Origin of the sequence: Rhizobium sp. Leaf262, from assembly GCF_001422245.1 — a bacterium.
In the GTDB taxonomy this organism is placed as follows: Bacteria; Pseudomonadota; Alphaproteobacteria; order Rhizobiales; family Rhizobiaceae; genus Agrobacterium.
Genome location: NZ_LMMM01000017.1, coordinates 194608 through 215338, shown reverse-complemented (window position 1 = coordinate 215338; position 20731 = coordinate 194608). Strand labels below are relative to the sequence as shown.

Genomic DNA, 20731 nt, shown 5'->3' with positions numbered 1-20731 from the left:
ATATGACCCTGGCTCTTCACACAAATCTGCATTGCCTTGCTTTGGTCGGCCGCCACCATGGCGTGGACCTGTCACCCGAGCGATTGCTGCACGATTACGACGTGGGCGAAATACGGATCACGACACGTCAGCTCCTTCGGATGGCAAAGGATGCCGGTCTGCGTGCTCGCAGCCATCACCTCAGTTGGAAGTCGCTGCTTCAACTGGGTGAGGCCTACCCTGTTCTGGCCGAACTGGAGAACGGCAACTGGATCGTCATCACTGGCGGGTCGACACTTGAGGGAAACGATACAATCAGCGTTCTGGACCCGCTGGCGGAACAGCCGGAACAGATGGTTTTGTCCGAAAGCCAGTTTACCAAGAGCTGGTGCGGAACCGTGATACTGATAAAGCGCGACTACCGTATGACCGAGGAAGACCAGCCATTCGGATTTCGCTGGTTCGTGCCGGACATCATTCGTCAGCGCAGTCTCTTTCGGGATGTCGGAATGGCCGCCGTTATTCTCTACGGCCTTGGTCTCGCGACCCCAATATTCTTTCAGCTCGTCATCGACAAAGTTCTCGTCCACCAAAGCTATGCCACGCTGGTGGTGCTGACCGTGGGCATCGCCATAGCGCTGGTTTTCGATGCGATTTTCACCTTCCTGCGGCGCTATATCCTTCTCTACGCAACGAACAGGATCGATATCAGGGTCGCGACGCGGACATTTGGACATCTTCTGTCTCTACCGATCGCCCTGTTCGAGCAAGCATCTGCAGGGGTGCTCGTCAAACACATGCAGCAGACCGGGCGGATTCGCGAATTTTTGACCGGTCGATTATTTCTGACGCTTCTGGATGCACTGTCCCTGCTCGTCTTCATACCTGTTCTCCTCCTTTATAGTGTCACATTGACGTTAGTCGTTCTGGGTTTCACCGTTCTGGTCGGCATTGTCATTACGGCTCTGGTCGGACCCTTCCAGCGGCGGCTCCAAGCACTTTACCAGGCTGAAGGAGAGCGCCAGGCGCTTCTGGTCGAGACCGTCCACGGAATGCGCACGGTCAAATCGCTCGCACTCGAACCCAGGCAGCGAAAGGTATGGGACGATCAGTCAGCGCGATCGATTTCTGTTCGCTTTCGCGTCGACAAGATTTCAGCCGCAGCACAATCCGTTACTGGCCTGCTGGAGAAGCTGACGAGCGTTACGGTTATCGGGATCGGCGCACTTGCCGTATTCGACAACACGATGACGATCGGCGCGCTCGTGGCGTTCAACATGCTGGCAGGCCGCGTCTCGGGTCCGCTCATGCAGATTGTCACCATGGTGCATGAATATCAGGAGGTTGCTCTCTCCGTTCGCATGCTCGGTGAGGTGATGAACCAGCGCCCTGAACAGTCCGGACGCAGCAGGGGTATCAGGCCGGCCCTGAAAGGGCGGATAGAATTTGACAAAGTATTGTTTCGTTACGGGCCCGATGGTTCCCCGGCACTCGATGGTATCTCATTCGAAATCCCGGCTGGCTCGGTTTTCGGGATAGTCGGAAAAAGCGGGTCAGGAAAGACAACGGTGACCCGTCTTATTCAGGGTTTGTACCAGAACCAACAAGGCATTATCCGCGTCGATGGTTATGACAGCCGCGAAATCGATCTTGTCCACCTGCGCACCAACATCGGCGTTGTCCTACAGGACAATTTCCTGTTTCGCGGAACAGTGCGCGAGAACATCGCGGCAACGATGCCTGCCGCAACGATCGAAGAAGTTGCCGCAGCCGCCCAGGCGGCTGGAGCCGAGGAGTTCATCGAGCGGCTGCCTCGCGGTTTCGACACGCTGCTGGAGGAGAACGCTTCCAACCTTTCCGGTGGACAGCGGCAGCGGCTGGCCATCGCCCGCGCGTTGATAACCGATCCCACGCTGCTGATTCTCGACGAAGCGACCAGTGCGCTGGATCCCGACAGTGAGGCGATCCTGCGACAAAATCTGAGCAAGATCGCTGCGGGGCGCACGGTCGTCATCGTCTCACACCGGCTTTCGACCCTGATCGACGCAGATGCGATTCTCGTCATGGACCGGGGCAAGGTTTCCGATATCGGCACGCACGATCAGCTTGTCGCGAGATGCGTGACGTATCGTCATCTTTGGGCTCAGCAGATGCGGCAAGTCGCATGACAAACCGATCGTCATCCCAGCGGAACAATGATCTTACCGAAGCCTCAGAGACAACTCCGCGTCGGCTCCGACAACTCCCTGCGGTGATTGCCGATTTTCAGTCGGACGCCGTCGAACTGGAGGAACGTCCCCCACCACTCGTCGCAAGGGTGACACTCTACACGTTATCGGCCATGATCGCGATTGCGCTCGTGTGGGCCTGCGTGTCGCAGGTGGACGAAGTAGTCATCGCAACCGGAAAATTAATCACCACCCAACCGACGATGGTCGTCCAACCTCTGGAGACTTCGATCATACGGACTCTCGACGTCTCGGTTGGTGATGTTGTCAGGGCGGGCCAGCAGCTTGCAACATTGGACCCGACATTCAGCCAGGCAGACGTCGACCAGCAACGTCTCAGATTCAGTGCGTACGATGCTCAGGTTAAACGGATCGAGGCGGAAGTGGCAGGTGATGATTATCCGGCGATGGCGGATGCATCTTCGGACCAGCAGCTCCAAAGTGCCTTGTTTCAGCAGCGCAGTGCGTTTTCCCGTGCGCAACTCCAAAACTTCGATCAGCAGATTGCCGGCCAGATGGCCACAATGTCATCGAGCGACGACCAAGCCTTCATTCTTGCAAGCCGCCTCGACACACTCACGCAGATCGAAGCGGCCCGTGAGAACCTTTTTCAAAATGAGGCAGGATCGCTCATTGTATTTCTTGATGCAAAAGAAGCCCGCCTGGATGTCAGCGTTACGCTGTCGGCCGTGCGCAGCCGTGGCATAGAAGCACGGCATGCCGTGCTGAAACTAACGGCAGAGAAGCAAGCTTTCATTGAGGAACTGCGTCGTGGGCTCTTGGAGCAATTAATCCAACTTCGGGATCAGCGTGATGCTGCTGCCGAGGAGTTGAAAAAAATGGACTTGCGCCGCACCATGGTCACGCTCAAGGCACCAGCAGACGCTGTCGTCCTCGATCTCGCCCAGAGATCGGAAGGTTCCGTTGTAAGGGAAGCTGAGCCGATCGTGACATTGGTTCCCCTCAATGTTCCGCTGGAGGCTGAGGTCTCGGTGAGCACCATCGACATCGCGCGTGTCACCGTGGATAAAGCCGTACGCGTCAAGTTCGATGCGTTTCCCTTCCAAAAATTTGGAACTGCTTCAGGTGTCGTCAGAGTCATTAGCAGGGATACTTTTACGCCTACACAGCAGGAAATAAGTGCCGGAAAATCATCCACACCCTTCTTCCGAGCACGCGTTATGTTGACTGATGTGGAACTCAAGACGCAAAATCAGCGGTTTGCACTGGTTCCAGGCATGACAGTATCCGCTGAAATCAAGGTCGGCCATCGCTCCATTATATCCTATGTCCTCTACCCAATCATCAAGGGTTTGGACACTGCTCTTCGCGAGCCTTGAATCAAGACGGAAGTCAATTCGATTTGGGAACACCTACGCCTAAATTGCGACATCTAAGCCGAATGGTTGATCCTGGTCAAACATAAGGACGGACCGATCACCGTGAAATCCCGCAAAGGTACAAGCCTCTGATAATTAGTACAATTTTACATCTGTGAATTCCGGATGCAGAATTTGTCATGACAATTTTTCACCTGCCGCAGATCGATCATCCATCCATGACTATTTCGGGAGAACTGTGCGTGATCGGTGCTGGAATTGCCGGACTTCTCATCGCGAACCGGATAGCAAAAGCAGGTCGAAAGGTTATCGTCATCGAAAGCGGTAAGGACAAATTCGATCCTGAGATTCACGACTTGAACGCTGTTGAAGACGTAGATGGGCGTTACTCCAGGGAATTGGATGGTCGTTTCCGGGGCCTCGGCGGATCTTCAAGTCGCTGGGGTGGAAGGCTCATTCCCATGAGCGGCCATGATACGGCCAGACGCGATCATATCGGAATGCCGGCATGGCCGCTCGATGTGGCCAGCCTGGATTGCTATGGAGAGGAAATTGAAAAGCTTTTCGGCGTTGCAAACGGTTCCTTCGAAAAACTTCCAGAAATAAATTCTCGTGGGGCCCTGTCTTTGCTCGGGAACGGACATCTGGAGACCCGCTGGGCCAAATGTCCCAGTTTGAGAAACTGTAATCTCGCTCACGTCTTGAGACGAGAATTGTCGAAAAACCCTAACATTGAAATATGGCTCGAAGCCACGGTTTGTGACTTTGATCTGGATCGCGACTCTGGATTTTTACGCGAAATCACCGCCCGAAATTTTGCCGGTAAATCATTGACGGTGAAAGCTGGCCGATTTGTTTTTACCGCAGGGACAATCGAAACCACGAAACTGATGCTTTTGATGGACCGATGCGCAAACGAGAAAATGTTTGCCAAGCCGAGCGTGATTGGCCGATATTTTCAAGACCATCTGAAGGTCGAGGTTGCGACTATCGGGCGATACGATGCGGTGATGACCAATCGTCTGTTCGCCTATCGGTACGTTAACTCCACGAGGCGGGATCTTCATCTGGATCTTGGGCAGACCGCTCAGACGCAAGGCGGCGTTGCCAGTGCGTTTGCCTACATTGCCATGGACGTGGTCAACAGCCCGCTTGCCGCTCTCCGGCGGGTGGCGAAAAACCTGCAGCGTCGTCAACTCGACCTGCGCGAATTGGTAACGATCTCCAAGAATACCGGGCTGGTCGCGCAAGCGGCTTATTGGAGAGCGGTCCGAAAGCAGCTTTTCGTGCCTAAGGACGTCAACTTCAAAGTCATGATCTGCGCAGAACAACTGCCGGAATGGAAGAATCGCATTTCTCTGTCGCCTGCACTCGATCGTCTTGGCATGCCAAAGGCTCAGATCGAATGGCAGCCGATGCCCAGTGAGGAGCGTACTTTCCGGATCGCTGTAGCCCGATTGGCAGATTACTGGAAATCAGCGGCCCTGGATCAGAAATGCCCGCTGATGTTGAACGACTTGGTCCAAGACCCCGCTGGCTCGATCATCGCCAAATCCGAAGCCTGCGCTCACCCGTCCGGGACGACACGAATGGGGACCAACCCTGCAGACTCAATTGTAGGGCCGGACCTGCACTGTCATGCCGTGCCAAATGTTTCCATTGTCAGCGCGTCAGTCTTTCCAACTGCAGGCAGCGCAAACCCAACCTTCACAATCATGAAGCTCGCCTACTCATTCGCAGACAATTATCTGAAACGTGCATGATCGGGGGCCACTCATCAAACCGCCAAGGAGACCGCAAGCGAAAGAATAGATTGGAATAATATCAAATATGTTCATCGTTAGGATCCAATATGCGATTTCTCGAAATGCCAATAAAAGGTGTTGTTCTGCTAATTCCAAATAGAATTAGCGATGACCGAGGCTATTTGTCAGAAACATTCCGAACAGATATTTTCAAGGAAAATGTTTGTCCTGCAGATTTTGTCCAAGACAACCAATCACTATCTGCGCAAGTCGGTACGGTTCGCGGGCTGCACTTTCAGCTGGCACCTCGAGCGCAAGGGAAACTTGTGTGTTGTGTTGCAGGCGCGATCCTCGACGTCACCGTCGACATCCGCAGAGGCTCCCCAACCTTTGGTCAACACGTGAAGGCCGAGTTGACGGCTAAAAATGGCCACCAGTTGTGGATGCCGCCGGGGTTCGCGCACGGCTTTTGCACCTTGGAGCCAAATAGCGTCATTTCCTATAAGGTCACCGACTACTACAGCGCAAAGCATGACCGGGGCCTGTTGTGGAGCGATCCTCAACTTGAGATCGAATGGCCAATAGCTGCCGATGCGGCTTATCTTTCTGCAAAGGATTGGGTCCAGCCAAAACTCGCGGACCTTCTAGCTGCCCTCACCTACGAACCTGTTTTGGCTGGAGATTGAGGATGCGCGTCATTGTTACAGGCGGTGCTGGCTTTATCGGATCTGCGGTCGTTCGTCATCTTATCACCGTCAAGGGGTATGAGGTCCTAACCATCGACAAGCTCACCTATGCTGGTAACCTTGCGTCGCTTTCAACTATAGAAGACAATCCATTACATCGGTTCCTCAAGGCCGACATTTGCGGCCGAGCAGCCATGCAGGACGCCTTCGAAAGCTTCCAGCCAGATCGCGTTATGCACCTTGCCGCTGAAAGCCATGTCGATCGCTCAATCACCGGCGCACGCGATTTCGTCGAAACAAATGTCATCGGTTCCTTCGTCCTTCTCGAGGCGGCGCGATTTTACTGGGATCGATTGCCGTCAGCTCGCAAGGCTGCGTTTCGCTACCTGCATGTTTCGACCGACGAGGTTTATGGATCACTGGGTGACGATGGCCTTTTCACGGAAGAAACCCCCTATGATCCGTCATCTCCCTACTCCGCGTCAAAGGCAGCATCAGACCACTTGGCAAAAGCGTGGGCTCGTACCTACGACATGCCAATCGTAGTTTCAAATTGCTCGAACAATTATGGCCCTTACCATTTTCCAGAAAAGCTCATTCCACTGATCATCCTGAATGCTTTGGAAGGGAAGGCTCTGCCGGTTTATGGCATTGGTATGAACATTCGCGATTGGCTCTATGTCGAAGACCACGCACGCGCGCTCGATCTTATCGCCGAACGTGGACGCCTCGGAGAAACCTACAATGTCGGCGGGCGTAACGAACGTCGCAATATCGATGTCGTGCAGAATGTGTGTACCATCATGGACGGGTTGGCTCCGAAGCCAAACAGACACCAGAGCCTGATCTCCTACGTAACAGACCGACCGGGCCACGACGGGCGCTACGCCATCGACGCGACCAAGCTGGAGACTGAACTCGGCTGGAAGGCCACGGAAAATTTCGACACCGGCATCGAAAAGACCGTGAAATGGTATTTGCAGAACGAATGGTGGTGGGCGCCGCTTCGTGAAGGATATAACGGCAAGCGGCTCGGGCTCCTCTCTGCCTCTGGCAGCAAGTGATGGTCCGCCGGTATCTCGTCACGGGTCGGGAAGGCCAAGTTGTTCGCTCCCTCCTCGATCGTGGATCTAGCCACGCGCAGATCGAAGTCATGGCTTTGGGCAGACCGGTTCTGGATCTCAGCCGAATTGCGTCGATCGAAGCTGCCATCCTGCACTCCAGACCGGACTTGATCATTTCTGCCGCCGCCTACACTGCCGTCGATCAGGCAGAGACGAACCAGGCAATCGCATTCACCATCAATGCGACAGCGATTGGGGAGATTGGCAGAATTGCAAAGACCCTCGGCATTCCAGTTGTGCATCTATCAACGGATTACGTATTCGATGGAGACAAAGCTTCTGCATACAATGAGCGTGATACCGTCAATCCGCTCAGTGTATACGGTCGCTCGAAGCTTGAGGGCGAGCACCTGCTGATAGCTTCAGGTGCCGATTACGCAATCCTCAGGACTGCGTGGGTGTACAGCCCATTTGGCAAGAATTTTCTTCGGACCATGCTGCGTCTGGCTGAGACGCACACTGATCTAAACGTCGTCGCCGATCAAATCGGTAATCCGACATCTGCTCTCGACATTGCCGAAGCAGTATTCCAGGTCGCTGAAAACCTTCTGACTTCCTACGATCCGTACCTGCGCGGTGTGTTCCATATGACCTCAACGGGCGACGCCAGCTGGGCGGAGTTTGCGACGGAAATATTCGCGGCATCCGGCATGCGCAATGGGCCAACGGCAAAGGTTCACATGATCACCACGGTTGAATATCCGACGCCGGCAAAACGGCCAAAAAATTCGCGCTTGGACTGCAGAAAGCTCTCTGCAGAGCACGGGGTATCTCTGCGGGACTGGCAAAGCGCAACATCCGAAGTGGTTCGTCGGCTCACCTTGGCATAACGCCGTAAGCATATTGAGGAGCAACCGTATGAAGGGCATTATTCTCGCTGGCGGGAGTGGAACGCGGCTGCACCCTATAACGCTTGTCACGTCGAAGCAGCTTATTCCTATCTACGATAAACCAATGATCTACTACCCACTGTCTACACTGATGCTGGCAGGTATTCGTGACATTCTCATCATTTCGACGCCGCATGATTTGCCAAGCTTCCAGCGCCTGTTGGGTGATGGTTCAGCCTGGGGTATTTCACTGGTCTACGCAGAACAACCCTCACCGGATGGACTTGCGCAGGCCTATATCATTGGTGCCGACTTCGTTGGCCCTCATCCCTCCTGCCTTATCCTCGGCGACAACATCTTCTACGGACATGGCATCTCTGACCTGTTCAAGACCGCTGCATCGCGGCCAAGTGGCGCAACGATATTCGCTTACCATGTCCAGGATCCAGGCCGGTACGGCGTGGTCGAGTTCGCCAAGTCGATGACGGCGATCTCGATAGAGGAGAAACCGCTTGTGCCACGTTCTCACTGGGCGGTCACGGGACTATATTTCTATGACAAAGACGTCATTGATATTGCATCTAATCTCAACCCGTCGCCACGCGGTGAGCTGGAAATCACCGACGTCAACCGTATTTATCTCGAACGTGGCAAGCTGAGCGTCGAACAGATGGGGCGCGGCTATGCTTGGCTCGATACCGGAACCCCAGATAGCCTTTTGGAGGCTGGTGATTTTGTGGCAACGCTTCAGAAAAGGCAGGGTATAAAAATCAATTGCCCAGAAGAGGTGGCCTACCGCCAAGGTTTTATTGATGCAGGTCAGCTTGAGGCCCTCGGGAGAAAGCACGGTAAGAATGATTATGGGGACTATCTTCGAATGCTTCTATCTGACCTTTGACGTGCAACACCTTATGCTGCGCGATCCAAATTCTGCGGCACCCCCTATACTTCTGAGGGTGCTGAAGGAAGGTCGAAAATTGGCTTTTCCGGCCGGGTATGAGTGCATTCGATTTACATTTTTTGGCCGCAGGTACTTGTGTCACAAGGTATTCAAGCGGTAAACATTCGAACTCGTGCTCAACCGCTCTCTCATCGACCACACACCCCGGGATAGCCATCGCGAACTCCTTGTCGAGACAATTATCAATCAAGTTCGAACCTAATTGTTTGCAAGAGTAAATCGCCTTGAGAGGAATCGACCCGGCGACCCGGCTACGGTCGCTTCGCTCAACCAAAAATTATCTCACAAAAACAGTAATATGAAACATCGTCAGCGACTGGTCTAAGTCACGGAGGCAAACGTGCGGTTTTGGGGCCGCATTGACGGATATTGGACTGCACCAGACGACAGCATGATCGACTACTTCGACCAGCCGTCGCTTCTTGGTTGACTGATCTTCGATCCCTAAGTTGCTGTTCGCTAAATGGTGAAAGACGCTGCTTTCACCGCCAGTTATGGGCGCGCAAAACGCCTGAAGGATGGGTTCAAGCTTGAAGTGCGACCTGCGTTGAATACCGCGCAAATCTACCCCACTTTTTCGTCCCCAGAAATCCGTTGTGTTGAGAAACAGGCTACCGAGATTGTTTAGTAGGATGTCCGCTCTATGGAAGTCAGCGAATGAGAAGATTTACGACTTACGTGCGTCCGCGTATACAGGGCGCCGTAGACTGCAAGTGAGTGTTTTAGGATGATTAAAATTGGTAACCGTTTTAAAGAAGGACTTAGCAGGAGTGATCCGCAACTAGGCCTGTGGGTAAGCCTGTGCAACGCAGCCTCGGCGGAAATCGCGGCCGGTTCCGGGGCAGACTGGCTTCTAGTTGATATGGAGCACGCGCCGAACGAGATCTCGACTGTTGCGGATCAGTTACGCGCAGTTGGTGAAGCCGCCTCTGTCATAGTTCGCCCACCGACCTCAGAACCTGTAATTACAAAGCGTTTGTTAGATATCGGCGTTAAAACGTTGATGTTTCCTATGATAGATACCGCAGCGCAGGCCCGTGCAGCGGTAAGTTGGACTCGATATCCTCCGGAAGGGAAAAGGGGCATATCGAGTGTGGTCCGAGCCTCAAATTATGGTCGAGACACGGGCTAGCCGAAATATGCGTGATAGTGCAGGCTGAGACGCCGCTGGCGCTGGAAAATATTGACGAGATTGCCGCGGTTGAGGGAATTGACGCAATCTTCATCGGACCTGGCGATTTGGCTGCATCAATGGGCTATATCGGCCAAACCTATGCAGAGCCCGTCCAGCGCGCGATCGGCGGAGCGATAACGCGCATAAACAACGCAGGCAAAGGTTCTGGCGTGCTCGCCTACGGCCACGCGGCGGCGACTAGAGCCATTGGCCAGGGAGCGGGTTTTGTCGCTGTAGGCGCGGACACATGGATACTCGCGCGCGAAACAAGTGCTCTGGTGGAGAGCTGCCGGTCGGGTTTTCCGGCCCGAGAGCCTGAGCCATGACTTTTGGTATCCACAGTGTAGGAGAAAGTGCCACGAAACTGTTAGCCTGCATATAGGAAGTATTGTTGGTCCTTCGGCCGTCCGTCACCTGACGAATCTTTGGATGGGACTTGCTCGATATTAATAGATTTTGATTCTGTTCCTTACATATAATGATATGAAAGCATCACAGAAACGCGATGCCTCGCGCGACAGCTTCAAATGGCAATCTCTATAATTTGTAGGGCACCAGACTACATTTCGTGAACATCAAGTGAGATGATGACGGCAGCAAATTTTTTTGGATATCATTTGGCGTATGATAGGTTGAAGAAGGCCTGTAAGCGCAGTTGGCTATGTTTGCCTGAACAGTTTGTGGCATTTTGCTACGTCAAATTCTGCGTTGATGTCGCGATCGTCACTCATTCCAGCGCGTCGAAGCAGCGTCGATGGGACGCCTGCCGGTGAAGGATTGGTCCGGTTTTCACGGCCAGCTATCCAATCAGAACAAAACAGAAAGATCTCGAGAGGTGTGGCTGCGGTAGAAGTGAGTTTACTCTAAGAAGATAAACAGCCACTGTCGATCAGTGGCTGTTTGTGCAAAACATCACGCAGCGAATTTATGCCGTTGATTACCTTTGCTGGTCCGGAAACGGCGCATCATTTCGGATAGACTTTCCGTTTCCTGAGTCAAGTTTTGTGCCGCGGCTGTCGTCTCTTCCACCATCGCGGCGTTCTGTTGGGTTACCTTGTCCATTTGATCGGCGGCACCGGTGACCTCTTTCAGGCTCATTGCCTGCTCGCGGGCTGAGTCCGCGATTTCGGTGATCGTCGAACTCATCTTCACAACTTGGTCAACAATGTCGCTCAATGAAGAGCCAGTGGCGCTGACCAGATCAACACCAGTCTGTACCTGCGCACTTGACGTAGAGATCAATGTTTTGATCTCCTTGGCTGCGTTTGCGGAGCGCTGCGCCAGTTCGCGCACTTCTTGCGCGACAACAGCAAAGCCCTTGCCTGCCTCACCTGCACGCGCGGCCTCGACACCAGCGTTCAAAGCCAGAAGGTTGGTCTGGAAGGCGATTTCATCGATGACACCGATGATGTTGCCGATCTTCGTGGAAGAGTCTTGGATCGCGGTCATCGCCTGCACGGCACGTGCCACGATATCGCCTCCCTTGGTCGCGTTGTCGCGGGCAGCAGCAACTGTCTGTTGCGCAAGTCCAGCCCCCTCTGCTGTTCCATGGACGCGATGCGATACGTCACCCAGAGCGGCGACAGTTTCTTCCAAAGATGCAGCCTGCTGTTCTGTACGACGAGCCAGATCGTTGGAGGCAGACGAGATTTCTTCAAGACCGGAACGGATCGTGCTGACGGCTGTCGCTACCGTACCGATGGTTTCTTCCAACGAGGCAACCGACGTATTGAAGTGGTTGCGTATTTGCTCGTAACGCTCGTCAACGGTTCCGATACGTACTGTAAGATCGCCGCGCGAGAGGGCATCGAGACCAAGCGATATCTGTTCGAACGCGTGTGCCATTCGCACAGCCTCTTCTGCCTTGTCACGCTCCTGCGCCAAGCGCTCGTTTTCAGCAGCAAGCCGTGTTCTTTCAGCTGCCAGCTCGGCTGCGACCTTGCCGCGGCCCGTGTCCTGGAACACGAGCAATGAACGCGCCATGGCACCAAGTTCATGCCGGTATTCGGTTCCTTCGATCGACACATTGTCATTCCCGTGGGCGAGTTGCTCCATGGTGACGGCCATCCGGCTTACGGCGGCGGATATAAGACGGCCGATAACATACGCTAGTACAAGGCCGATAACGATGAGAATTGCCGATATTATGAAGGTCTTGGACGCAGTGTCACTTGCGGTCGCCTTCGCTGTTTCACCCAAACTGTTCTGATTGCCCGTCACCTTGGCAAGCAGGGCATCGAATGACGATGCAATCTTCGGACCCAGAACGTCTATCTGTGTCGATCGTATCCCGTTGCTCTGAAGCCAAGCATCGCGAACTTCATCAAGGCGATTGGTGTAGTTGCGCATCAAACGTCGTGCGGCATCAGCACGCCCTGCCTGAGACTTATCGGAGCTGGACGCCACCACGGCATCCGCGCCCTTGAGCGCGTCATTCAGGGTAGTCTGGGCCGAGCCATATGCCGAGAGATCACCGGAGTGAACAAATCGTTCGGAATAATACAGGCTCTGGTTCATAAGGTTGATGACCTCGCCGGTTTTATAAAGCGCGTTCGTGTCGTTCTTGCGCCACGCCGAACGCTGGATATCTTTCAGCGCGATGATGGTCCACGGGCCGAATTCGGTGACCTTGCCAAGAAGAACTTCTTTTTTCTTCTGGAGATCGACCAGCTTTCCGAAGGCAGTGTTGTAATCTGCAACATCGCGACGCACTACATTCAAACCAGACTGAAGGTCAGCGTCAGACGCCATGCGCGGATCGTCTATCGCAAACGCTTTCACGGCGTCCTGAAGCTGTGATGCGATTGAGTCGGACGGATTAGAGCGATAAGCCTCTGCCGCGAGACGGATACGTTGCAGCTGTACGTTATAGTCAAAAATGGCCAGGCTCTGCGCTGCTGTGTAGCGGAAGCTGGAGAACACGTTCGACAAGCGTCCCAGTCCATCATTTCCCACGAAGGTGAGAGCGCTCATAAGCAAGATGAGCGGCAGAAAGCCGAGGGTGATTTGCGTCCTGATTCCTGATTTTTTCCAGAAAGTCATCTTAGTCCCTTCCAATATCTTTGTTTGCGCGGATCACTGGCTTTTAACCAAGTAGGATTTCAGATTGACCGGAGTAACCAGCTCGAAAGGCACCTTAATAAAAGCAGGTACGGTTCCGCCATCCATAAGCTTAATGGCCGCCTCGACGCCCTTGGAACCCTGTTGAGGGGCATTTTGAAGGACACTGACATCGAGGTCGCCCGCAGCCATCGCGTCAAGCGCATCCGACGTCGCATCGATGCCGCTCACCACAACCTTATCCATTTGCATGTTGTTTCGCTTCATGGCCCGGATCGCACCAAGAGCCATTTCATCGTTATTTGCGATAACGGCATCGAACTTCACGCCAGCGGTCAGCCATTCTTGCATCAGATTATCAGCCTGGTCACGTGACCAGTTCGCCGATTGCCTCTCTAGTATGGAAATTCCCTTGCATGCATCGGTGGACAAAACGCTATCGATGTCCTTCGTGCGTGTGCGTGCTGCAGGATGGAAATACTCTCCGATCAAAACGACAGCTTTGCCTTTGCCTCCTAGAAGGCGACAAACCTCCTGGGTTTCCATCGTTCCGCTTTCAACTTCATCTGAGGCGACCACGGTTTGATGAGCGGGAAGCTCGGCGGAATTGACTGGAACGTTGTTGACATAGACAACGGGTATGCTGGCGGTGGTGCCAATCTGCGAAATCTTTGCTCCGAGGTCGCCATCCGAAAGGATGACGATCATTGCATCGACGCGGTCGGCCGCCAGCTTACTGATCTGCTCCATTTGACGCGAAGGATCGCCACCAGCGTCTTCGACACGCAATTTCATGTCTGGCATCTTATCGGCGGCATTCTTGATGCCACCTAGCAGGCTGTGAAGAAAAGCGTCATTCGCGTTGGCGATCGACACTCCGAGTGTCTTTGCCTCAACACAGCTCGTCCCCAACAATAAGATTGATGTAACAACTACAGATAATCGCATTTATGTAAGCCCCCTTTATTCAAGGGTAATTTAGGCTATGCATGGTTAATTTCCCCTTATAATTTCATGAGGATAATCATTACCAGGAACAATAAATTGAATATATTATAATGTCTCGGAATAATAATTCCGAGTTTTTATTTTGGAGAATTCTTATTCCGCCGAAGTGCACAATAATAGATTTTGGTGACAAGTAATGAAGTCCTAATTTGCTCGGAGGGCAAGCACGGTCTACTTTCCAGCAACACATATAGGAATTTGGAGAATTGTGACGCACATTGATAAACGACGAAAACCGCACTTTAGCGATTTTCTGTTTGCTCTCATTTAGAGCAGACCGTCATTTTGGCGAGGTAGAAGAGAGGTCTTAGCGGTGTTGATCTGCACATAAGTCAAGGTTCTTACCCTAAACGAATGCCTCTAGCTGTTCTCAATCATATGTATCTGTATGGGAGTGATAAGGGACAGAAGGCACTTTTCCGTTCTTCCAAAATAAGCGGCGAGCGCTTCTACCGCAGTCCGCACCTCCGTCTCTGGATCCTGATCGATGATTGCGTCAATCATTCCATCTCGCATCAAATGACGACGGTCTTTCGTGAGCTCATGGGTGATGAAAATCACGTCTTTGTTCTTGCCAAGCTTCGTCATGGCGTTGACCACCGTTTGAGCGCCCGCAGACGCATTATAGATGCCTCGTATAGCTGGATTTTTTCTCAACGCGTTGAAAACGAGGTCACCTGCCACATCTCCGCGCTCCATGCTTTCGAGCACCTCGGTCACCTTGCACTGGGGATAGCGCTCACGCAGAACGGTCCGGAACCCCATCTCGCGCTCCTCATGGCCTATCATGCTGATCAGACCCGCGATGACGACAATTTCCCCGCCGTCCCGGCCGAGCAAACGTCCCATTAAATCGCCCGCGACACGGCCCGCTTTCCTGTTGTCTGGTCCGACATAGGCATATCTTTCAGCATCGCGAAGATCGGTTACCATGGTGACGACGGGCTTTCCACCTTGACCAAATGCCCTCAACGCCGCCGCGACTGCCGCATTTTGCGGACTGATTATGGCAAGAGCATCGCAGCGTGAAGATAGGGAATTTATCAACTGTGCCGTCACAGCAGGACGCAGGGGGTTGATGTGATGCACTTGGAACTGGAGATTATAGAAAGCGAAATTCCGGTTTGCTGCCTCAAAATGATCTTGAACCAAGGCATGAAAAGAATTTGATCTCGGCTGGAGCAGAACCGCGATGCGAAAGGTGCGTGCTGCCCGCTGGTTCAGCGCCCTGTCGATCTTGAGCTTGCGGGCATGCTCGAGCACACGGCGTTCTCTGTCCTCGCTCACGCCGCCACGATTGTTAAGAACACGGTCGACGGTCGACAGCGACACGCCTGCTGCAGATGCTAGATCCTGAGCAGTAGGTTTGCTCATCGTTCTTCTCCATTTGAAGATATCTCTTCAAAAATTGACGTTTTCCATCAGTAACACCAGGCTAGTCTGCCCACAACCCGGATGAAGCCATAACAACACCGGGAAAGAATGGGAGGCTATCAATGATCAATCTCGCTGTCTTCGGCGCGGGTCGTATCGGGCATGTGCACGCGGTAAATGCGAGCGGCCTGGGCTCGGTGCAGATCAAATATCTTGTCGACCCGATTGCTGATGAGCATCAGGCACTTCTTGCGGCCCGGATCGGTGCTAAAACGGCTTCGGCAGACACGGTATTCTCCGACCCTTCAATCGATGGCGTCATCATCGCCAGTTCGACCGATACGCATGCAGAGCTGCTGCTGAAAGCAGCGAAATCCGGCAAGGCGATTTTTTGCGAAAAGCCTGTCAGCCTGAATTTTGCGACAGTGGAAGCAGTAACAGACGCTGTAGAGGCTTCCGAAGTGGCCTGCTTTCTTGCTTTCCAGCGCCGCTATGACCCCGACTTTCGCTTCGTGCGCGATCGCGTTTTGAGCGGCGACGCGGGCACACTCGAGCACATCGTCATGCACACGCGCGACCCGTCGCCACCTTCCCTTGCGTATATCAGCCATTCCGGCGGCATGTTCCGCGACCAGGCAATCCATGATTTCGATATGGCGCGCTATCTTCTCGGTGAGGAGATAACGACCGTTTATGCGGTCGGCAATTGCCTGATCGACAAGGAGATCGGCGATGTCGGAGATATCGATACGGCCATGGTGACGCTGACATCTGCATCTGGCCGGTTTGTGCAGATGATAAACTGCCGCCGCGCACCCTTCGGCTACGATCAGCGGCTAGAGGTGCTTTGCTCGAAAGAGGTGCTGTATGTGGAGAACCGCCCGCAGCGTGGCGTCACGATTGCAGACGTCAGCGGCTTTCGCGCCTCGCCACCGATGAATTATTTCATCGAACGTTTTGCGGCTGCCTACCGCGACGAGATGGTGGCCTTCGTTGATATGATCGAGACGGGGCGCGAACCTCTTGCCGGCATTCGAGACGGACTTGAAGCGCAGAGGATTGCAGAGGCGGCGATTGTTTCCATGCAGACCGGCATGCCCATTCACATCGGACCAGACTGGCGACCTTAGTTGCAGCGTTTGCGGAGGAGATTATCATGGACGAAAAACTATCGAACCTGCCGAACGGCGTTCGTCTCGCGGTAAGTCCGCTTTCCTGGGCCAACGACGTGCTGGAAGATCTGGGCGCTAACATATCGCTCGAAACCTGCCTGGATGATGCAGCACGTGTCGGTTATCAGGGCGTCGAACTCGGGCGCAAGTTACCCCGCGACTTCAAGACATTGGCACCTCTTCTGAGTGACCGCGGACTGGCTTTGGCCTCCGGCTGGCACTCCGGAAGCCTGGCGGAATACGATGTTGATGCAGAGATGGCAGCCGTGGCAGATCACGCCAAGTTGCTGCGTGACATGGGCTCGTCGGTCATGGTCTATGGCGAAGTGGCCATGATGACGCCCGGTGCCCCGCTGGATGCACAGATGTCCGCGCGACGACTGATGCCGAAGGAAGATTTTGCCGCCTATGGAGCGCGGCTGACAGATTTCGGTATGCGACTGAGGGGGGAATATGGTCTGGCGCTGGCCTATCACCATCACCTGATGATGGTGGCCGAAACATTTGACGAGATTTCCTCCCTGTTTGACAATTCGGGCGCGTCCGTCGGACTTCTTCTCGACACTGGCCACGCCACTGCCGCAGGGTTCGACTACACCCGTCTGATTGAACGGTTTGACGACCGCATCGCTCATATTCACCTGAAAGATGTGCGTGGGCCAGTGATGGCCGAAGTCCGCAGCGGAGATCTGAGTTTTAATACCGGCGTGCGGAAAGGCATGTTCACTGTGCCGGGCGACGGGATCATCGATTTTGCCCCACTGGCCACCTTCGTTCGGCAAAGCGGCTATCGTGGCTGGCTGGTCGTCGAAGCGGAACAGGATCCGGCACTTACCCCGCCACTCCCCGCCGTCACCGCTGCCTTCAACTACGTCCTTGACACTTTTGCCAATACCCCCGTTCATCAGGATGAAAATCATGAATAAGAAAACTCTCAATATTGGCCTGATCGGATCCGGCTTCATGGGTCAGGCACACTCGGATGCCTATCGCCGTGCGGGGATGCTGTATCGCGATCTGCCTGCCGTTCCCCGCCTATGCCTTCTGGCGGATGCGACGGACGAGCTTGCCGCCGATGCCGCCGCTCGATTTGGCTTCGAGAGAAGCACGGGAGACTGGCGCAAGCTGGTCGAAGATCCTGAAATCGACGTTGTCGACATTACCTCGCCGAACTCCATGCACCATGAAATGGCAATGGCAGCAATCGCCGCCGGTAAACACGTCTATTGCGAAAAGCCCCTGTCTGTGACGCTGGAGGAGGCGGAGGAAATGGCCGCCGCCGCCAGAAGTAAGGGCGTCAAGACCATGGTGGCCTTCAACAACATCAAGACGCCTGCCGCTATGCTGGCCAAGCAGTTGATCGACAAGGGTGACATCGGCACGCCGATGCGCTTCCGTGGTTGGTTCGACCAGGGCTTCTTCTCCGATCCTGAGCTGCCGTTTTCCTGGCGTTGCACACGCAAAGACGCAGGCTCCGGCGCTCTTGGCGATCTCGGCAGCCATGTGATCTCCGTCGCACAATATTTGATGGGCGATTTTGAAAGCGTCATCGCTCAAACGCAGACGTTTTTCCCAACACGGCCCGTTCCACAGGGCGGATCGGGTTATGGTGCAAAGGCTGGCAGTGAAGCTGCGCGTGCGGTGGTCGAAAACGAGGACCAAATACAGACGCTTGTTCGCTTCGCAAACGGCGCTGGCGGAACAATCGAAGCATCACGCGTTGCTGCCGGAAAGGTCTTCGGCATTTACTGGGAGGTGTCTGGCACGGAAGGCACCATCCTGATGGACGGAGAGCGTTTCAACGAACTGAAAATCTCTCGCTTCAACGATCCCAAGCCGGACCGTGGCTTCAAGACAATCTATGCCGGAAGTCAGGTCTCACAATTTTCCGCTTTCTTCGGCTTCGATTTCGCGGGTGGCGGCCTTGGTTACTTCGATGTCAAGGTGATTGAGGTGCGAGATCTGATCGAAGGCATCGTCAACGACGCCGACTGCTTTCCAAACTTCGAATTCGGCCTTGCCAACGAGCGCATCATCGATGCCATGGAGCTGTCTCTGGAAACAAAGACATGGCAAACGATCGCCCGTTAAGCGACGGGCATTCGCCCATCATGGAAGGATAAAAACAGATGTCGTTTCCCAAAACTCTGCCCACCGCAAGAATCCGCCCCGTCATGCAAGCGCCGCCCCTGCGGTGGGGCATACTGGGTTCAGGCTGGATTGCTGACAAGTTCGTAGAATCGGTCAAGGCGCACACACGGCAGGACATCGCTGCCGTGGGTTCTAGATTGCGAGCATCGGCACAGGCCTTTGCTGCACGTTGGGATATTTCGGGTGTCTATGATAGCTACGAAGCGCTTGTAACCGCAGACGACATTGACATCATCTATGTTGCATCACCGCACAACATGCATTGCGATCACGCATTGCTCGCCATCGAGGCGGGCAAACATGTGCTCGTCGAAAAGCCGATGGCACTCAACTTCGCACAGGCGCAGTCCATGGTAACGGCGGCCCGCCTCAAGGGCGTTTTCCTCGCAGAAGCGCTTTGGACCTATTTTCTGCCGAAATTCGATGTGCTTCAGCAGGTTCTGGATGCGGGCGCTATAGGCGAAATACGGTCCGTCTATACGGAATATGGCGAATATCTGCCACGCGATCACCGAATTTTCGACGCCAACCTTGCCGGTGGCCCGTTGCTTGATCTGGGCACTTACCCGGTTTCCCTGCTGACAAAACTTCTTGGCGTGCCGGATAAGGTTGTCGGTCTCGGTGAGGCCGATCCTGCGGGCGTGAATGGCCAGCTATCGGTCGTTCTGGCCAACGCCAGCGGAGCGCTGGGCACCATGTCGACAACGCTCTACGGCTTCACCTCCACAAATGCCGCGATTGTCGGCACCAAGGGGTCGATCCGTTTCGATTCGGAATTCCACCTGCCAGGCCCATTCGAGGTCTGGTCACTGGATGGGTTGGTCCGGCTTCGCTACGAAGAACCGAGAGGCGCGCATTTCGAGGGGCTGTTCTATGAAGCTGCGGACGTAGCCTGGGCGATTTCGGAAGGACGATCCGAAAGCACGTGTCGGCCGCGACAGGAGACGCTTGCTACGATGGAGACGCTTGATTGCATCCGCACCGCGATCAATATTTCGTTTGCACAAGCAGGGTTGGTCGAATGAACGCGTGTATGCTGTCATCAAGGCGGCATTCATGCGCGCGTCTGCCTCAACCGCGCTACCAACACCTCGGTGAGTGCGATTGCCAGCGTCGGCATCAGGAAATTCGCATCACCCGGCCTACCTAGCTTGAAGCTGATCGATGCGAAATCCGTGTATGGATTGAGACTGGAGTCCACGATGGCGATGATCGGGACGCCCTTTGCCGCCAGAGATGAAGCAAGGAACTCACGTTCGGCGTGGGCGGATCGTGAGATGAAGATTACGGCATCCTCATTCGTTGCTAGCGCGAGGACGTCGTCTCCGCCGGTCAAGTCCATCGATAAAGTGCACCGGATACCTGCCCCTGTCAGGGCTTGCTGAAGCGCAACCGTCATGGGAAAGGTCGAACGTGATCCGTGGAAAAACACGCATCGAGCCCGTGACAGGATTTCGACAGCGCCGTCAATCTCTATCGTGGCAACCATGTTGGTGAGCCCAGACAGAGCGTTGCAGCAGACGTCAATGGTCTGATTGAGTATATGATTTGGAAAAAACCTTCCTTTTTCGGCAGATTTCCAGCCTTTCACGTCGTCGCGTAAGGAGAGTTTTTCCCGAATGTTTCGTCGGAAGATTTCCTGCAGCGCAGTGAAGCCGTCATAGCCGAGATGCTGCGCGAACCGCATCACGGTGGAAGGTGTCACTTGCGCAGCTTCGGCTATAGAACTGACTGAGCCAAGGGCAATTTCGTCCGGATTATCGACCAGATAGCGTGCCACCTGTGACAGGCGTTTGGGAAATGCTGCGTGTTTCGCCTGAATCAAAGCGCGCAGGCTGTCGAAATCGACTGGAGGATCTGACTGTTGGTTGTCCATTTTATCGGCAGGCACCGTTCATT

16 protein-coding genes are annotated in these 20731 nt (G+C 54.2%); 12 read left to right on the top strand and 4 right to left on the bottom strand.

What is annotated here, in order from left to right:
* Window positions 1-2 precede the first annotated feature (2 nt).
* The 8 genes from ASF29_RS17300 to ASF29_RS25060 all read left to right on the top strand — a co-directional run bounded on the left by ASF29_RS17300 (window position 3) and on the right by ASF29_RS25060 (window position 10393).
* Window positions 3-2147, top strand: coding sequence for a peptidase domain-containing ABC transporter (locus ASF29_RS17300; RefSeq protein WP_062451940.1), 2145 nt, complete (start codon window positions 3-5; stop codon window positions 2145-2147).
* The gene (locus tag ASF29_RS17295; protein WP_062451899.1) at window positions 2144-3547 is read left to right on the top strand and encodes an HlyD family type I secretion periplasmic adaptor subunit; all 1404 of its coding nucleotides are present in this window, start codon (window positions 2144-2146) and stop codon (window positions 3545-3547) included. The genes ASF29_RS17300 and ASF29_RS17295 overlap by 4 nt, the downstream gene beginning before the upstream one ends.
* 179 nt (window positions 3548-3726) lie before the next feature.
* Window positions 3727-5310 (top strand): GMC oxidoreductase, encoded by a 1584-nt coding sequence (locus tag ASF29_RS17290; RefSeq protein ID WP_062451898.1) that lies wholly within the window; start codon window positions 3727-3729, stop codon window positions 5308-5310.
* Window positions 5311-5399: 89 nt separating this feature from the next.
* A complete protein-coding gene (gene rfbC / locus ASF29_RS17285) occupies window positions 5400-5978 on the top strand; it encodes a dTDP-4-dehydrorhamnose 3,5-epimerase (RefSeq protein ID WP_062451897.1) in 579 nt (192 codons plus the stop codon).
* 2 nt (window positions 5979-5980) lie between these two features.
* Window positions 5981-7042 (top strand): dTDP-glucose 4,6-dehydratase, encoded by a 1062-nt coding sequence (gene rfbB, locus ASF29_RS17280; protein ID WP_062451896.1) that lies wholly within the window; start codon window positions 5981-5983, stop codon window positions 7040-7042.
* Window positions 7042-7932, top strand: coding sequence for a dTDP-4-dehydrorhamnose reductase (gene rfbD / locus ASF29_RS17275; RefSeq protein ID WP_062451895.1), 891 nt, complete (start codon window positions 7042-7044; stop codon window positions 7930-7932). The genes rfbB and rfbD overlap by 1 nt, the downstream gene beginning before the upstream one ends.
* A 28-nt stretch (window positions 7933-7960) precedes the next feature.
* Window positions 7961-8830 (top strand): glucose-1-phosphate thymidylyltransferase RfbA, encoded by an 870-nt coding sequence (gene rfbA / locus ASF29_RS17270; RefSeq protein WP_062451894.1) that lies wholly within the window; start codon window positions 7961-7963, stop codon window positions 8828-8830.
* Between the two features lie 1206 nt (window positions 8831-10036).
* Window positions 10037-10393 carry an aldolase/citrate lyase family protein gene (locus tag ASF29_RS25060; RefSeq protein ID WP_200925546.1) on the top strand — a complete coding sequence of 119 codons (357 nt, stop codon included), beginning with the start codon at window positions 10037-10039 and terminating at the stop codon, window positions 10391-10393.
* A gap of 586 nt (window positions 10394-10979) precedes the next feature.
* On the opposite strand, the gene ASF29_RS17255 is transcribed toward ASF29_RS25060, so the two are convergent.
* The 3 genes from ASF29_RS17255 to ASF29_RS17245 form a co-directional block, all read right to left on the bottom strand.
* Window positions 10980-13109 (bottom strand): methyl-accepting chemotaxis protein, encoded by a 2130-nt coding sequence (locus ASF29_RS17255; RefSeq protein ID WP_062451891.1) that lies wholly within the window; start codon window positions 13107-13109, stop codon window positions 10980-10982.
* A gap of 33 nt (window positions 13110-13142) precedes the next feature.
* Window positions 13143-14075 (bottom strand): substrate-binding domain-containing protein, encoded by a 933-nt coding sequence (locus tag ASF29_RS17250; RefSeq protein ID WP_045232256.1) that lies wholly within the window; start codon window positions 14073-14075, stop codon window positions 13143-13145.
* A 420-nt stretch (window positions 14076-14495) separates the two neighbouring features.
* Window positions 14496-15509, bottom strand: a complete 1014-nt coding sequence (locus ASF29_RS17245) for a LacI family DNA-binding transcriptional regulator (RefSeq protein WP_062451890.1) — start codon at window positions 15507-15509, stop codon at window positions 14496-14498.
* A 122-nt stretch (window positions 15510-15631) separates the two neighbouring features.
* Between ASF29_RS17245 and iolG the strand changes: the two genes are divergently transcribed.
* The 4 genes from iolG to ASF29_RS17225 are packed head-to-tail and all read left to right on the top strand — an operon-like array spanning window position 15632 to window position 19857.
* Window positions 15632-16639 carry an inositol 2-dehydrogenase gene (gene iolG, locus ASF29_RS17240; protein WP_062451889.1) on the top strand — a complete coding sequence of 336 codons (1008 nt, stop codon included), beginning with the start codon at window positions 15632-15634 and terminating at the stop codon, window positions 16637-16639.
* Window positions 16640-16665: 26 nt separating this feature from the next.
* A complete protein-coding gene (iolE, locus tag ASF29_RS17235) occupies window positions 16666-17607 on the top strand; it encodes a myo-inosose-2 dehydratase (RefSeq protein WP_062451888.1) in 942 nt (313 codons plus the stop codon).
* Window positions 17600-18772 carry a Gfo/Idh/MocA family oxidoreductase gene (locus ASF29_RS17230; RefSeq protein ID WP_062451887.1) on the top strand — a complete coding sequence of 391 codons (1173 nt, stop codon included), beginning with the start codon at window positions 17600-17602 and terminating at the stop codon, window positions 18770-18772. The genes iolE and ASF29_RS17230 overlap by 8 nt, the downstream gene beginning before the upstream one ends.
* A gap of 38 nt (window positions 18773-18810) precedes the next feature.
* Window positions 18811-19857: a Gfo/Idh/MocA family oxidoreductase gene (locus ASF29_RS17225; protein ID WP_062451886.1), complete on the top strand. Its 1047-nt coding sequence runs from the start codon at window positions 18811-18813 to the stop codon at window positions 19855-19857.
* A 29-nt stretch (window positions 19858-19886) separates the two neighbouring features.
* Here the strand turns inward: ASF29_RS17225 and ASF29_RS17220 are convergent, their stop codons facing one another.
* Entirely contained in the window at window positions 19887-20723 is an 837-nt protein-coding gene (locus tag ASF29_RS17220) for a MurR/RpiR family transcriptional regulator (protein WP_156462712.1), read from the bottom strand.
* Window positions 20724-20731: the final 8 nt, after the last annotated feature.